Source organism: Sphingomonas sp., assembly GCF_048594985.1.
Classification (GTDB): domain Bacteria; phylum Pseudomonadota; class Alphaproteobacteria; order Sphingomonadales; family Sphingomonadaceae; genus Sphingomonas_I.
This window is the reverse complement of sequence record NZ_JBMDXG010000192.1, coordinates 1-15,488: the sequence shown is the minus strand read 5'-3', so window position 1 is coordinate 15,488 and position 15,488 is coordinate 1. Positions and strand designations below refer to the sequence as shown.

Annotated in this window: 11 protein-coding genes and 1 pseudogene; 4 read left to right on the top strand and 8 right to left on the bottom strand. The window is 68.8% G+C overall.

Annotation, left to right across the window (positions count from 1 at the left end):
- Positions 1-272, top strand: a pseudogene (locus tag ACOJSF_RS07420) (TonB-dependent receptor); the annotation flags it as partial.
- Between the two features lie 168 nt (positions 273-440).
- On the opposite strand, the gene ftsH reads toward ACOJSF_RS07420, so the two are convergent.
- From ftsH to ACOJSF_RS07390, 6 genes are all read right to left on the bottom strand, one after another.
- A complete protein-coding gene (ftsH, locus tag ACOJSF_RS07415) occupies positions 441-2,399 on the bottom strand; it encodes an ATP-dependent zinc metalloprotease FtsH (protein ID WP_420141576.1) in 1,959 nt (652 codons plus the stop codon).
- A 67-nt stretch (positions 2,400-2,466) separates the two neighbouring features.
- A complete protein-coding gene (gene tilS / locus ACOJSF_RS07410) occupies positions 2,467-3,408 on the bottom strand; it encodes a tRNA lysidine(34) synthetase TilS (RefSeq protein WP_420141575.1) in 942 nt (313 codons plus the stop codon).
- Positions 3,409-3,412: 4 nt separating this feature from the next.
- Positions 3,413-4,342 (bottom strand): tetratricopeptide repeat protein, encoded by a 930-nt coding sequence (locus tag ACOJSF_RS07405; RefSeq protein WP_420141574.1) that lies wholly within the window; start codon positions 4,340-4,342, stop codon positions 3,413-3,415.
- Positions 4,343-4,419: 77 nt separating this feature from the next.
- Positions 4,420-5,220, bottom strand: a complete 801-nt coding sequence (locus ACOJSF_RS07400) for a RodZ domain-containing protein (RefSeq protein WP_420141573.1) — start codon at positions 5,218-5,220, stop codon at positions 4,420-4,422.
- A 132-nt stretch (positions 5,221-5,352) separates the two neighbouring features.
- The gene (ptsP, locus tag ACOJSF_RS07395; protein ID WP_420141572.1) at positions 5,353-7,626 is read right to left on the bottom strand and encodes a phosphoenolpyruvate--protein phosphotransferase; all 2,274 of its coding nucleotides are present in this window, start codon (positions 7,624-7,626) and stop codon (positions 5,353-5,355) included.
- A 62-nt stretch (positions 7,627-7,688) separates the two neighbouring features.
- Positions 7,689-8,729 carry an NAD(P)H-dependent flavin oxidoreductase gene (locus ACOJSF_RS07390; protein WP_420141571.1) on the bottom strand — a complete coding sequence of 347 codons (1,041 nt, stop codon included), beginning with the start codon at positions 8,727-8,729 and terminating at the stop codon, positions 7,689-7,691.
- Between the two features lie 117 nt (positions 8,730-8,846).
- Between ACOJSF_RS07390 and ACOJSF_RS07385 the strand changes: the two genes are divergently transcribed.
- The gene (locus tag ACOJSF_RS07385; protein ID WP_420141570.1) at positions 8,847-12,200 is read left to right on the top strand and encodes a glycosyltransferase; all 3,354 of its coding nucleotides are present in this window, start codon (positions 8,847-8,849) and stop codon (positions 12,198-12,200) included.
- Between the two features lie 64 nt (positions 12,201-12,264).
- Here the strand turns inward: ACOJSF_RS07385 and ACOJSF_RS07380 are convergent, their stop codons facing one another.
- The gene (locus ACOJSF_RS07380) at positions 12,265-13,524 is read right to left on the bottom strand and encodes an aspartate kinase (RefSeq protein WP_420141569.1); all 1,260 of its coding nucleotides are present in this window, start codon (positions 13,522-13,524) and stop codon (positions 12,265-12,267) included.
- A 79-nt stretch (positions 13,525-13,603) separates the two neighbouring features.
- On the opposite strand from ACOJSF_RS07380, the gene ubiG reads away from it, so the two are divergent.
- Complete coding sequence (ubiG, locus tag ACOJSF_RS07375; RefSeq protein WP_420141568.1) at positions 13,604-14,329, top strand: bifunctional 2-polyprenyl-6-hydroxyphenol methylase/3-demethylubiquinol 3-O-methyltransferase UbiG; 726 nt, start codon at positions 13,604-13,606, stop codon at positions 14,327-14,329.
- On the opposite strand, the gene ACOJSF_RS07370 is transcribed toward ubiG, so the two are convergent.
- Positions 14,326-14,781, bottom strand: a complete 456-nt coding sequence (locus ACOJSF_RS07370) for a universal stress protein (protein WP_420141567.1) — start codon at positions 14,779-14,781, stop codon at positions 14,326-14,328. The two genes, ubiG and ACOJSF_RS07370, sit on opposite strands and share 4 nt — an antisense overlap.
- A 112-nt stretch (positions 14,782-14,893) precedes the next feature.
- On the opposite strand from ACOJSF_RS07370, the gene ACOJSF_RS07365 reads away from it, so the two are divergent.
- Positions 14,894-15,488 (top strand): biotin/lipoyl-containing protein (locus ACOJSF_RS07365; RefSeq protein ID WP_420141566.1); only part of this gene is annotated, 595 nt, incomplete at its 3' end.

Here is a 15,488-nt window from a genome sequence, read left to right as displayed (position 1 = left end):
GCCAGCTCTACATCGGCGTCGACGGCAACTACCGCTCGCACTGGAACTCCAACGCCTCCCCGTCGATCTACACCACTGTGGAAGGCTATGCGCTCACCAACCTGCGCGTCGGCTTCCGTGGCGAAGGCTTCGATGTCTTCGGCTGGGTGCGCAATGCGTTCGACGAGGAGTATTTCGAGGTGTTGGCCACCCAGTCGGGCAATACCGGCCTCGTCGTGGGCCAGCCCGCCGATCCGCGCACCTATGGCGTAACGGTCGGCTTCCGCTTCTGACCACGCGGCGGTCCGGCGGGTTAGCCCGCCGGATCGGCCGTCGAGGCGGCTAGCTGGCGGCAGTGCCCGTGACTGGCCAGCCGGAGATAAGATTGGCCTTTGAGCGTCGGCTTAAAGCAGAAAAGGGGCGGCCCGATCATGTCGGGCCGCCCCTTCTTTACCGATCCGTCAGGCGCCGGCGGGCTTGGGTTCGCCCCAGCCGCCGGGGCGGCGGCTCTTGGGGATCGACGATCCGCCCGCGCTGAGCGCGCGGAGCGGGCGCGCGGTCGGGTTTTCGCGGCCGATATCCTCACCCGCGATCGCCCGCTTCGATTCCTCGCCAGTCAGCGTCTCATATTCGAGCAACGCCGCCGCGAGCCGGTGGAGCTCGTCGAGATTGTCGGTCAGCACCTTGCGCGCCGTGGCCTCGCCTTCCTCGACCAGCCGACGGACCTCGCTGTCGATCAGGCGCGCGGTCTCCTCCGACATATGCTGGTTGCGCGATACCGAATGGCCGAGGAACACCTCGTCCTGATTGTCGCGATAGCGCAGCCAGCCGAGCTTCTCGCTCATGCCATATTCCATCACCATCGCGCGGGCCATGTCGGTGGCCTGCTGGATGTCGTTGGACGCGCCGGTGTTGAGCGAATCCATGCCGTAGATCAGCTGCTCGGCGATGCGGCCGCCGAAGGCGAGCGCGAGGCGCGCCTTCATCTGCTTCATCGACATCGAATAGCGATCGCGCTCGGGCAGGTTCCAGGTCACGCCCAGCGCGCGGCCACGCGGGATGATCGTCACCTTGTGGAGCGGATCGCAGCCCTCGACGTGCAGCGAGACGAGCGCGTGCCCGGCCTCGTGATAAGCGGTGGCACGCTTCTCCTCCTCGGTCATGATCATCGATTTGCGCTCGGCGCCCATCATGACCTTGTCCTTGGCCTCCTCGAACTCGCGCATAGCGATCAGGCGCTTGCCCTTGCGCGCGGCGAGCAGAGCCGCCTCGTTGGCGAGGTTGGCGAGATCGGCACCCGAAAAGCCCGGCGTCCCGCGCGAAATGGTGCGGATGTCGACATCGGGCGCGAGCGGCAGCTTGTTGGTGTGCACCGCCAGGATCTTCTCGCGCCCCTCGATGTCGGGCTTGGGTACGACCACCTGGCGGTCGAACCGGCCCGGACGCAGCAGCGCGGGATCGAGCACGTCGGGGCGGTTCGTTGCCGCGACGATGATGATGCCCTCGTTCGCCTCGAACCCGTCCATTTCGACCAGCAGCTGGTTCAGCGTCTGCTCGCGCTCGTCATTGCCGTTGCCGAGGCCCGCGCCGCGATGGCGGCCGACCGCGTCGATTTCGTCGATGAAGACGATGCAGGGCGCGTTCTTCTTCGCCTGTTCGAACATGTCGCGCACGCGGCTCGCGCCCACGCCCACGAACATTTCGACGAAGTCGGAACCGGAGATGGTGAAGAACGGCACCTTCGCCTCACCCGCGATCGCGCGGGCGAGCAGGGTCTTGCCCGTGCCGGGCGAGCCGACCAGCAGCGCGCCCTTCGGGATCTTGCCGCCGAGTCGCGCGAACTTGGTCGGGTCCTTCAGGAAATCGACGATCTCCTGCAATTCCTCGCGCGCCTCGTCGATGCCGGCCACGTCGTCGAAGGTGACGCGCCCGTGCTTCTCGGTCAGCATCTTGGCCTTGGACTTGCCGAAGCCCATCGCGCCCGATCCCGCATTCTTCTGCATCTGGCGCATCACGAGCCAGCCGATGCCGACGATGATCAGGAACGGCATCGCCTGGACGAGAACGTACTGCCACAGGCTCGCCTGCTCCTGGGGGCGGCCGCTGAAACTGACGCCCTTGCTCAGCAGGCGCTGGGTAAGTGTCGGATCGGGCACGCCGTTCGTCTTGAATGCCGCGCCATTGGTGTATTTGCCGGCGATCAGCCCGTCGCCGACCGACACTTCCTTGACCGATCCGGCATCGACCGCCTGCAGGAAGTCCGAATAGGCGATCTGGTCGCCCGCGGCGCTCTTGTTGCCGCTTTCGAACATCGACACGAACAGGACGATGGCGAGCAGGATGCCCAGCCAGATCGCCAGGTTCTTCACCAGCGGGTTGCCACCGCCGCCACTGCCCTGGGGGTCTTTCTCGTCCTTCATGCGCATGCCGCCTTTCTGAGCCGCCAAGATAGGCATGCAGACGTTAATGGCAATGGAACAAGCGCGATCAGCCCGATCGACGCGGCGGCGCGATCGACAGCCGCCAGACGCGCCCCGCTGCCACCTTCACGCCCGCCAGCGTCGCGGTCTCGCCCGTGTCCAGCCGATGAAGCAGGCGATCGACCTCGTCCCCGCGCAACTCGGCGTGCGGCGCCATCCGCGCGAGCGCGCCGACCAGCAGCCGGCGACGAAATTCTCGCGGCAGATCGGCAGGGTCGATCCGGCCCCCGGATGAGGAGACGTCGACCCGATCGTGCGCCAGTCGCGCCGCCTGCCAGTCCAGCGCCGCTTCAGCCTCCGCCAGCCGCGTGGCGACCGCAGCGACCCGGTCGGCGGCCGGCCAGCCGGAGGCCAGCAGCGCGCGCGCGCGCGTCCGGTCGAAGCGCGGATCGGCGTTGGACGGATCGTCGACCGGCGTAAGGCCGGCGTCGGTGACCAACGCCACCAGCTCCTGCTTGCGCCAGCCGAGCAGGGGACGGACGAGATGGAGGCTGCGGCCGAGTCGGCGCGACGGGCGGATGCCTGCCATACCGTTGAGGCCCGCCCCCCGCGCCAACCGCATCAGCACGGTTTCTGCCTGATCGTCGAGATGGTGCGCAGTGGCGAGCCACCCCGCTCCTTCGTCGCGTGCCCACTCGGTCAGTGCGGCGTACCGCGCGGCGCGTGCGGCTGCTTGCAGACCTTCGCCCGATTCGCGGACGGTCACCCGCAGGATGGAATGCGGCACCGACAATCGGCGGCAGACGCCGGCGACCATCGCCGCTTCGTCCGCCGATTCGGGGCGTAATCCGTGATCGACGGTCGCGGCCACGACACGTCCCGGCCGGGCCGCCGATGCGAGGAGCAGCAAAGCGAGGCTATCGGGACCGCCCGACACGCCCAGCGCAAGCTGGCCACCCGGAGCAATCGAATTGAGATCGGCGGCGAAGCGCGCGACCGGATCGGTCACGCCCTCACTTGCACTTCGCGGTCTTGCGCGCGGCGGCGACGCGATCCTTCAGGCTGGCGCTCGCGGTGCTGCCATAAGCGGCGGTGAACTCGTCATAGACCCGGCAGGCATCGGTGGGCTTGTTGAGCTTCACCAGCGACTCGCCGAGGTAGAACAGGCTGTCGGGCGCCCGCTCGCCGCGCGGGTTGGTCTGGTAGTTCGCGGCGAACGCCTCGGCCGCATTGGCGGGGCGCCCGGCATCGAGATAGGCACGGCCGAGCAGATTCTGCGCGTAGCTGGCGCGGCGATGCTTGGGATATTTGGTGGCGACAGCGCGCAGCGCGGTCTGCGCCTCGCTATATTTCTTCTGCGTCCACAGACGATATCCCGCCATGTAGGCGTCCTCAGCGGGATCACCCGACGCAGCTGGACCGGTCGTGTCCTCGGTCGCCGCCGGTTCGGGCGCGGGCTTGGGGGGTGTCTTTACCGGCGCGGGACGCGTTGCGGCCGCCGGCGCGGGTAACGTCGTCGGCTCCCCCGGAGCGACGGCCGTGGGTTGCGCCGCACCGCTTTGTTCGACGAGTTGGAGCCGCGTCGTGAACTCCTGCCGGTCCTTGGTCACCTGCGCCGACAGGACCGAAAGGCGATGGCCCTGTTCCTCGACCTGCGCGGTGAGCTGGGTCACCGATTTTTCGAGCGCGTCGACGCGCGCGGTCAGGTCGTTGATCGGTGCGCTGGCCGGCATTCCCGCGACGGGCGGGGGCGTCTGGGGCGCCGCGATGTCGGGGGTGGTGAAGGCCTGATCGCCGCCGGGGAAGACCTTACGCTGGACCGCGCGCAGTTCCTTCTCGACCCGTCCGACCCGTTCCTCGATCGAGGACGGACGCTGGGCGACCGCGGCGGGCATCGCGAGAAGGGCAAAGGTCAGGGCGAGAGCAGGGCGGAAGGCGGGCATGATGTCTCCGGAACGGCCGATGCGAAAGCGGGCGGGGCGCACCCAAGCATAGCCAAGCTGAAGGGTCGGTGAAACCGTCAGCCCGGTATCGCGCTGCCGGCAGTGGGCGTCGCGCCGTTCGCCTGCCCGGCGGCGCGCTCGCGCAACGCGGGTGCGGTGAGCGAAATGTCCTTGGCGGCGCGGTCGGGATCGCCGCCGATCGCGATTTGCGTCGTTCCGAGCGTGAGCAGGGTCGCGCCCGGACGCCCGGTCGTCAGCAGCGGTGACACCGCATCGGCCGGCACTTCGAACCGCTCACCGGGCTTGAGGATGCCCATGAACAGCGTCTTGCCGCCGTCGGACACGCGCACCCACACTTCCTGGCTTGCCCCGACGGTGACGGGGCCGTCGGGGGACGCGGCCGGCACGGGGGCAGTGGTTTGCGTTGGAGTGGCGGCGGGTTGCGGCGATGCCGTCGTCGGCGCGTCAGAGGCCGCCGCCGCGATCTCGGTCGCGCTTTCGCTTGCGCCGCGCCAATAGAGGTAGCCGACGCTCACCAGCACCGCGACCAGCAGCGCGAGCAGCGCCAGTCCGATCGGCGGTGTCCGCCGCGGGTCCGCCGGTTCATAGGGCTGCGGGCGTTGCGTCTCGCGCATCGACGACCCGATCTCGCCCCGGAACTGGTCCGACATGGACTGCCCGTCCAGCCCCAGCAGGCGCGCATAGGTCTTGATGAAGCCCGCGCTGTAGGTGGGGGCGGGCAGGCCGGCATAATCGCCCCGCTCGATCATCTGCAGATGGCGGGTCGGGATGCGCGTGCGTGCGGCGACATCCTCGATCGCGAGCGCGCGCGCTTCGCGAGCGGCGCGCAATCGCGCACCGACCGTCGGCGTCGTCACGGAAACCTCCGTGTTGCTTTCGTTGCCGCTCACGCCTCTCCCCGGCTGCTGCAAGAATGTTGCACACAACACACGCACAATCGCCGAACTCTGTCAAACGACCCCGTTCGGTCCGCCTGATGGAACGGGCACTTAACCGATACGCACGCCGTGATCCGCCGCCCATTGCTGAAGCGCGGCGCGCAGGTCACGCGGCGGCGTCGCCAGCATGCCGGGCAGCGTCGCGCGCAATGCCGACAGATCGAGCGAACGGATCATCGCCTTGACCGGGCCGATCGCGGCGGGCGTGATCGACAGGCGATCGACGCCGAGGCCGAGCAGCGCCATCGCTTCCAGCGGCCGCCCCCCCATCTCGCCACACACGCCCACCGGCACCCCGGCTGCGGCGGTCTGCGCGGTGACGCGCGCTATGAACCGCAGGATGGCGGGGCTCAGCCAATCATAGCGCTCGGCCCGATTCGGATGCGCGCGATCGGCGGCGAACAGGAACTGGGTGAGGTCGTTGGTGCCGATCGACAGAAAGTCGAGCCGGGGCAGCAGCATGTCGAGGCTTTCGGCCAGCGCCGGCACCTCGAGCATCGCCCCATAGCGGATCGCCAGCGGCGGCTGTTTGCCCTTGCGGACCACGACCTCGCGCTGCGCCTCGTACAAGGCGCGTGCCTCGTCATATTCCCAGGGTTCGGACACCATCGGAAACATGACGTGCAGGGTCCGCCCCCCGGCGGCAGCGATCAGCGCCTCGGCCTGCGCCTTCATCAGCGCATCGCGTTCGAGTGCGAGCCGCAGCGCGCGCCAGCCCATGGCGGGGTTTTCCTCGTCCTCCGAATCCGGGTTCATGTAGGGCAGGACCTTGTCCCCCCCGATGTCCACCGTGCGGAACACGACCGGGCGCTCGCCCGCCGCCTCCATGATGTCGCGATAGAGGCGCTGCTGACGCTCGCGCTTGGGCAATTCCGCCGAGATCAGAAATTCGAATTCGGTGCGGAACAGGCCGATGCCGTCGGCGCCCGTCGTGTCCAGCGCTGCGACATCGTCGCGCAGGCCGGCATTGACCATCAGCGCCACGCGCGTGCCGTCGACCGTCTCGGGCGGCAGGTCGCGCATCGCGGCGAATTCGGCGCGGCGCTTCTGCCCGAGCTGAAGCTTGCCTTCGAACGCCTCCTCCATCGGCGCGGTCGGCCGAACGAAGGCGGCGCCCTGCGTGGCGTCGAGCAGGATCGGGTCACCGTCGCCGATCTGCTGGCGCGCATCGCGCACGCGGCCCAGCACCGGGATGCCCATCGCCCGCGCGACGATCACGACATGGCTGGTGAGCGACCCTTCCTGGAGGATCACGCCCTTCAGCCGCCGGCGATCATATTCGAGCAGTTCGGCCGGTCCCAGATTGCGCGCGATCAGGATCGAATCCTCGCGCAGCCCCAGCTGCGCGGCGGTGCCGAGCTGGCCCGACACGATCCGCAGCAGCCGATTGGAGAGGTCCTCCAGATCGTGCATCCGGTCGCGCAGCAGCGGATCGTCGATCTCGCGCATGCGCATCCGGGTGCGCTGCTGGACCCGCTCGATCGCCGCTTCCGCCGTCAGCCCGCTGTCGATCGCCGCGTTAATCCGGCGCGACCAGCCCTCGTCATAGGCGAACATCTTGTAAGTCGCGAGGATGTCCTGATGTTCGCCCGCGCCGCCGAATTCGGCCTGGCTCATCATCCGGTCGATCTGCTCGCGCATCTTGTCGAACGCTGAATAGACCCGATGGCGCTCCGCCTCGATATCCTCGGCCACCGTATGCTCGACCACCACGCGCGGCTGGTGGAATACGGCGCGGCCCGCGCCCATCCCTTCGACCAGCTTGAGCCCGGTCAGACGCGCCGCCCCGGTGTCGCGCAGTCCGCCGCCGCGCGTCGCCTCGTCGATCAGGCCGGCGCCGGCGATCAGCTCGGCCAGCACCATCGCGACCGTCTGCAGCGCCTCGATCTCGACCTCGTCATAACGGCGCGATTCGACATGCTGGACGGTCAGCACGCCCACCGCCCGCTCGGCGCGGACGATCGGCACGCCGGCGAAGCTGTGGAACAAGTCTTCGCCCGTCTCCGGCTTGTAGGCGAAGTCGGGGTGGCTGGTTGCCTCGGCCAGGTTCAGCGTCTCGTTCTTCTCGGCGATCGTGCCGGTCAGACCCTCGCCCATGGCAAGGCGCGTGACGTGGACCGCCGCCTTGTTCAGGCCGTGGGTGGCGAACAGTTCGAGCTCGCCGCCGCGCAGCAGGTAGATCGAGCAAACCTCGCTGTTGAGCGCCTGCGCGATGATGTCGACGACCTGGTCGAGCTTGGCCTGCGCGGGCGCGCGCGCCGCCATAACGTCATGCAGCCGCGTCAGAATCTCGCGCGCGGCGATAGTGGCGGATGCGGTGGCCATGGGTCGGCGCTAACAGAAAGGTTCGGTCCGGTCCAACAGCGTACCGAAGGCGGCGGATCGGGTCAGCGCCGCCGGGCGAGCGCGGCCTCGGACTCGGCCAGCAGGGCCGCGATGATGTCCACGACGGGCTCTTCCTTCGTGACCATTCCGACCGACTGGCCCGCCATGACCGAGCCATGTTCGACATCGCCCTCGATCACCGCGCGGCGGAGCGCGCCGGCCCAGTAATGCTCGATCTGGAGCTGCGCCTCGGCCATCGCCAGCCCGCCCTCGTCGAGCGCCTGCGCCACCTCGCGCTGCTTGGCGGTGAACAGCGCCCCACCCGCATTCCTGAGTGCGCGCACCGGTATGACGGGAAGGCGGGGGTCGATCTGCACGCTGGCGACCGCGTCACGCGCCGACGCGCGGATGAACGCCCTCTTGAAATTGGGGTGCGCGATCGACTCGGTCGCGCACACGAACCGCGTGCCGAGCTGCACGCCCGCCGCGCCCATTTCCAGGTAGCCGGCAATCGCCTCGCCCCGGCCGATGCCGCCCGCGACGAAGACGGGAAGCTGATCGGCGATCTCGGGTAGCATCTCCTGCGCCAGCACGCTGGTCGAAACGGGGCCGATATGGCCGCCGGCCTCCATCCCCTCGATCACCAGCGCGTCGACGCCCGACCGGATCAGCTTCTTGGCCAGCGCGAGCGCGGGCGCGAAGGCGATCAGCCGGGCGCCCGTCTCCTTGATCGCCTCAAGGCTTCCCTTGGGCGGCAGCCCGCCCGCCAGCACCACATGCCCGACACGATGCCGGCCGCAGATCGCGATCAACTCCATCAGATCGGGATGCATGGTGATGAGGTTCACGCCGAACGGCCGGTCGGTCAGCGCGCGGGTGGCGGCGATCTCCGCGTCGAGCAGCGCGGGGGTCATCGCGCCGCAGGCGATCACCCCGAAGCCGCCCGCGTTCGAGATGGCGGAGACGAGATTCCGTTCCGACACCCACGACATGGCGCCGGCCATGATCGCATGGTCGCTGCCGAGGAACGCGGCGCCCCGCGCCATCAGGCGATCGGTTCGGGGCGAGGGGGAGGATGCGGGCGCGGTCGCGGGATCGATCATCCCGGTCCTCTGCCCGTCCCGCCCGGCGCAGGCAAGCGCCGTCCGGAAAGCATTGGCGCGCGATCTGCGCGGTCGTACAACGCCGCCATCCTCCGCTTACGGGATGCCGTCCCCTCCATGTCCGATCCCGCGGCCGATCCTCACGCAGCACCGGTCTTCTATGATGCGTCGGGCCGCCGCCGCCGCCGTTTCCGGCTTGCCATGCTTGCCTTCGTCGCGCTGCTCGTCCTGGCGTTGGGGCTGTTCGCGGTGTCGATCCTGGAGGTTCTCCCGCCGCCTCAGCTTCCGTTCGCCGTGGAAAGGGCCTCACTGCATGGCGAGGCGGTGGCCGATGCACACCATGCCCGGCGGCCCTTCAAGCGCGCGTTCCATTATGCGCGGCGGATTTTCGGTCCGTCGAATCCCGGCACTGCGCAAGCAATCGCCTTTCACGTGCCGTGGGATGATGCGAGCACGGCGTCCCTGCGCCAGCACGTCAACGATCTCGACTGGGTCGTGCCGGGCTGGATGTCGGTCACCGGGCCCGACCATCGGATCACGGAGGTGCCGGACGCCGCCGCCAAGGCGATCCTGAGCGCGGCGTCGCGTCGGCCGAAGATCATGCCGATGGTCCAGAACTCGCACGACGGCGCATGGGATGGGGCCGGGATGGCCGCGTTGCTGGCCCGGCCGGCCGAGCGGGCAAGGTTCCTGACGCGCGTCGAAGCGCTGCTGGCTGCGAATCAGGCGTCGGGCGTGCTGTTCGACTTGGAAAGCCTGCCCGCCGCATCGCTGCCGGATTATCGCCGGCTGCTGAGCGAGGCACGCCTCCGGTTAGGGCCGCGCGGATGGATCGTCTCGCTCGCGGTGCCGGTCGGCGATCCCGCCTGGAATTTGCCCGCCTTCGCCGCCGTCGCCGACCGCCTGTTCCTGATGGCGTATGACGAACATTATCAGGGCGGCGCCCCCGGGCCGATCGCCTCGCAGCCATGGTTCGTCGATCAGGTGACGCGTGCGGCTCGCGGCATCCCGCCTGAAAAGCTCGTCGTCGCGATCGGCAACTATGCCTACGATTGGACGCTGGGCGGCGAAACCACCGCCCCGTCGATCGAGGAAGCATGGCTTGCCGCGCACGATTCCGGGGTCATGCCGGCCTATGACGCCGACAGCGCGAATTCCCGCTTCGCCTACGAAGAAGGCGGGCGGCAGCACCGGGTCTGGATGCTGGATGCGGCGACCGCCTACAATCAACTCCGCTGGCTGCGCGCGAGCGGCCTGAATTCCGTCGCCCTGTGGCGGTTGGGGGCCGAGGACCCGGCGCTCTGGTCATTGTTCGGGCGAGCACATCGGACGTTGCCGTCGCCCGCCGCGATTTCGACCGTTCCCGCAGTGACCAATGTCGACATCGAGGGGACGGGCGAAATTTTGCGTGTGGGCGCGACCCCGCAGGCGGGCCTGCGGCAGGTGACAATCGCTCCCGACGGCAGCATCGCCGGAGTCTCGTTCCGCCGGTTGCCGTCCCCCTACCGCATCGAGCGGACGGGATATCGACCGGGATTGGTCGCGTTGACGTTCGACGATGGTCCGGATCCCCGGTGGACGCCGCCGATCCTGGACATCCTGAAGGCACAGCACGTGCCGGCCACCTTCTTCATGGTGGGGGAGAACGCCGTCACCGAACGGCGCCTGCTCCAGCGTGAGATCGACGAGGGGCATGAGGTAGGAAGCCACACCTATTCCCACCCGAACCTGGCCGCGGCGAGCGACCGCGAAACCCGGCTGGAGCTCAACGCCAACCAGCGCCTGTTCCAGGCGTTCACCGGGCGCTCGCTCCGTCTGTTTCGTGCCCCTTATTTCGGGGACGCGGAACCGACCACGAGCGACGAAATCGGTCCCGTCGCCGCCGCGCAAAAGCTAGGCTATCTGTCGGTCGGTCTGCACGTCGACCCGGATGATTGGATGCGGCCCGGCGTGTCGGCGATCGTCGAACGCACGATCCGCCAGGTGGAGGCGGGCGACGCCGATCGCAGCGCGCAGGTCGTGCTGCTCCACGATTCGGGTGGCGACCGGGCGCAGACGGTCGCGGCCTTGCCGATCATCATCAGCGAGCTGAAGGCGCGCGGCTACACCTTCGTGCCGGTGTCGACGCTCGCCGGATTGGCGCGGGACGCGGTGATGCCGCCCATCTCGGCCAGCGATCGTATGGCCGCCCGCTTCGACCTGACGCTGTTCACTGCGCTGGGTGATCTCCAGATTCTGTTGTGGTGGGTGTTCGCGGTCGCCATCACGCTGGGCATCGGGCGAGCGGTGATCCTGTCCGGACTGGCCCTGTGGCAGGCGCGGATCGAAGTGCGCACGATGTTCCCCCCGATCGACCCCGATCGCTTCGTCAGCGTGCTGATCCCGGCTTTTAACGAGGAGCGGGTGATCGAACGATCGGTGCGGCGGGTGCTGGAAAGCCGGGATGTCGCGCTGGAAGTGATCGTGATCGACGACGGCTCGCACGACCGCACGTCCGAAATCGTCCGCGCGGCCTTCGCCGACGAGCCGCGCGTCAGGCTGCTCACGCTGGAAAACGGCGGAAAGGCGCGCGCGCTGAACCAGGGGCTGCGGCTGGCGCGGGGCGAGATCGTGATCGCGCTCGACGCCGATACCCAGTTTCTGCCCAAGACGATCGCGCGGCTGGCGCGCTGGTTCGACGACGAACGGCTTGGGGCGGTCGCGGGCAATGCCAAGGTCGGCAACCGCGTCAATCTGGTCACGCGCTGGCAGGCGCTGGAATATATCACCGCGCAGAATCTGGAACGACGGGCGCTTGCCCGTCTCAATGCCGTGATGGTCGTGCCGGGGGCGGTCGGCGCGTGGCGGCGGGCGGCGATCGAACAGGCGGGGGGCTATCCCGCCAACACGCTGGCCGAGGATCAGGACCTGACCATCGCGATCCAGCGGCTCGGCTGGACGGTGCATTACGACCAATATGCGGTCGCGCTGACCGAGGCTCCGGAGAGCGTCCGCGCGCTCGCCAAGCAGCGCTACCGCTGGGCGTTCGGCACGCTGCAATGCCTGTGGAAGCATCGCGGGGTGATCGCCAGCGGCAGGCCTCGCGGGCTTGCCCGGATCGGCATCCCGCAGGCGATCCTGTTCCAGATCCTGTTCGCCGCGATCTCGCCGATCATCGATCTGGCGCTGCTGCTCAGCCTGTTCGGGACATGGTCGACGGTGCACGCCCATGGCTGGGCGCAGAGCTCCGGCGATATCTGGCGGATGCTCACCTATTGGTCGGCCTTCACCGCGATCGACCTGCTGGCCGGGGTGATCGCGTTCGCGCTCGAACGGCGCGAACGGTGGCGGCTGTTGTGGCTGCTGATCCCGCAGCGGATCGGCTATCGCCAGATCATGTATTATGTCGTGCTGAAGGCACTCAGCGCGGCGGTGCGCGGGATCGTCGTCGGCTGGGGCAAGCTGGAACGGAGCGGCCGCGTCACGGCCTGAACGGCCACGCTCACCGTGAAATCGGGATGGCGGGCCCTGCGTTTGCGCAGGGCGCGCCGGCTGCTCAGGCCTCGTCCGTCGCGTCGAGGCCGTAGGCGGTGTGGAGGACGCGCACCGCCAGTTCGGTATAATCCTCGAGGATCAGCACCGAGACCTTGATCTCGCTCGTCGTGATGGCGAGCACGTTGATGCCGCGATCGGCCAGCGCCTTGAACATCGCGGCGGCGACGCCCGCATGGCTGCGCATGCCGACGCCGACCACGCTGATCTTCGCGACAGACGTGTCGTGCACCAGCTCCTGAAAGCCGATGACCTCCTTCGACCGCCCGAGCACGTCGAGCACGCGCGCCAGCTCCGCACCGGGCACGGTGAAGGTCACGTCGGTCGATCCACCGACATGCGCCACGTTCTGGACGATCATATCGACGTTGATGTTGGCCTCGGCCAGCGGGCCGAAGATGCTGGCGACCGCGCCCGGGCGGTCGGGCACCGCAGTCAGCGTGACCTTCGCCTCGTTCTTGTCGTGGGCGATGCCGGTGATGAGCTGGCGTTCCATGCTGATTCCTTCGATCTCGTCCTCGTCCACGATCATCGTGCCGGGCAGGTCGCCGCCGTCGGGCGCGTCGCCGAACGACGACAGAACCTGGACGCGGACCTTTTCCTTCATCGCCAACCCGACCGAGCGGGTCTGGAGCACCTTCGCCCCCACGCTCGCCAACTCCAGCATTTCCTCATAGGTGACGTAGCGGAGCTTGCGCGCCTTGGGCACGATGCGCGGGTCGGTGGTGTAGACGCCGTCGACATCGGTGTAGATGTCGCAGCGATCGGCCTTCATCGCCGCCGCGACCGCGACCGCCGACGTATCCGATCCGCCGCGTCCGAGCGTGGTGACGCGGCCGTCCGCCGTCAGCCCCTGGAAGCCGGGTATCACCGCCACTTCGCCGCCGGCCATCGCCGCCGCGAGCTTTTCGCTGTCGATCGTCCCGATCCGGGCCGAGGCATGCGCGTCCGACGTGGTGATCGGCCATTGCCAGCCGAGCCAGCTCCGCGCGTTCACGCCCATCGCCTGCAGCGCGATCGCGAGCAGGCCGCTCGTCACCTGCTCGCCGCTTGCCACGACCACGTCATATTCGCGCGGGTCATAGAGTGGGCTCGCCTCGCGGCAGAAATTGACCAGCCGGTCGGTCTCGCCGGCCATCGCCGAGACCACCACGGCGACCTCGTTGCCGCGTTCCACCTCGCGCTTCACACGGGCGGCGACGTTGCGGATGCGCTCGATCCCGGCCATCGACGTGCCGCCGAACTTCATCACGATACGGGCCATGGGGTGCGGCTTCTTTGTAACTTTGTTGCGTGGGAAGGCGCTTGGGAATGCGCCGCGCGCCTGCTAGCGGTCCCACCGCATGAACGCAACACGCACCATCGATCCGGCCGAGGCGGCGCATTTCGGGGCGCTGGCCGCCGATTGGTGGGATCCGCGCGGCTCGTCAGGGATGCTCCACCGGCTGAACCCCGCGCGCCTCGCTTATCTGCGAACGCAGGTGGATGCGGCGTGGGGCCTCGATTCGCGCGCGCTACGTCCGCTCGCCGGACGGCGCGCGCTCGATGTCGGCTGCGGGGCGGGGCTGTTGTCCGAACCGCTCGCCCGGCTGGGTGCCGCGGTCACGGGGATCGACGCCGCGCCCGAAAACGCCGCTGCCGCACGCGCCCATGCGGAAGGGCAGGGCCTCGCGATCGACTATCGCGCGGGCGAGGTGGCGACGCTTGCGGGCGAGCGGTTCGATCTGGTCGTGTCGATGGAGGTGATCGAACATGTCGCCGATCCCGCCGCGTTCATTGCGACGCTGGCGGCGTTGCTCGCGGAGGACGGCCTGCTGATCCTGTCGACGCCCAATCGCACCCCCTTGTCGCGACTGGCGCTGATCACCGTCGGCGAAGGGCTGGGCATGGTGCCGCGCGGGACGCATGACTGGTCAAAATTCGTGACGCCCGACGAATTGTCCGGGCATATCGAGGCGGCGGGGCTGTCCGTGATCGACATAAAAGGCCTGTCGTTCGATCCGCGCACGGGCTTTGCGGTGTCGGACAATAAAGCGCTCGATTACTTCCTGACCGCGCGGCGCGCCTAGCTCAGCCGGTCGAGCGCCTCGTCGCTCAGCGAGCCTGGCACGATCATGATCGGGCAGGGGAGCTTGCCGGCGTCCGACCCGGCGAAATGCGCGACCAGCGGTCCCGGCGCGCCTGTCGCCGCCGCCCCGAGCACCAGCGCGGCGACGTCGTTCCGTTCCTCCAGCAGCTTGCGCACGGCGGTCACGCCGCCGCCCTGGCGGACGATGATGTCGGGCGTGATGCCCGTCTCCTCAAGGAGGGCGCCGGCCGCCTGGTGGACCATCGCCTCGATCCGGAGCCTGTCCTCCTCCTCCATCGCATCCTGCACGCCCTGCCACTGGACGAATTCGGCCTGAGGCACGAGCGCGAGGATGGCGATGGCGCCCCCGGTCTTGGCGGCGCGCCGCGCGGCGAAGCGCAGGGCGACCCGTGCCTCGGGCTGATCGTCGACGACGGTAAGGTAAGTACGCACGCAACGAAGGATTGCGCGTTCGCGCCGCCAAGGCAAGCGAGCCTTGACCCTTATCGCCGCCTGTCCGAAAGGGGCGCGACGTTTCCGCCTGCCTGGAGAGGCCCGCCCGCCCATGCCGATCGAGATCAAGATGCCCGCTCTGTCCCCCACCATGGAGGAGGGCACGCTTGCCAAGTGGCTGGTGAAGGAAGGCGATACGGTGAAATCGGGCGATATCCTCGCCGAGATCGAGACCGACAAGGCGACGATGGAGTTCGAGACGATCGACGAGGGGACCGTCGCCAAGCTGCTCGTGCCCGAGGGCACCGACGGGGTGAAGGTCGGCGCGGCGATCCTGGTGCTGGCGGGCGAGGGCGAGGATGCCTCCGCCGCCGCGTCCGCGCCCGCAGCGACGGAAGCGCCGAAGGCCGAGGCGGCGACCAAGGAGCCGCCGGTGGCCGAGAAGGGCTATGGCGCCTCGCCCGCGACCGATCCCAAGCCGTCCGAAACAAACAAACCGGCGCAGGGCACGGCTGCTTCCGCGCCCGCCGCCAAGGGCGACCGGATCAAGGCGAGCCCGCTCGCCCGCCGCATCGCCGAGCAGCAGGGCGTGGACCTGTCGGGCGTATCGGGTTCCGGCCCGAACGGCCGCATCGTCAAGGCCGACGTGGAGGGCGCCAAGTCCGGCGCGGCCAAGCCGGCCGCCGCTGCTCCCGCCCAGCCCCCCG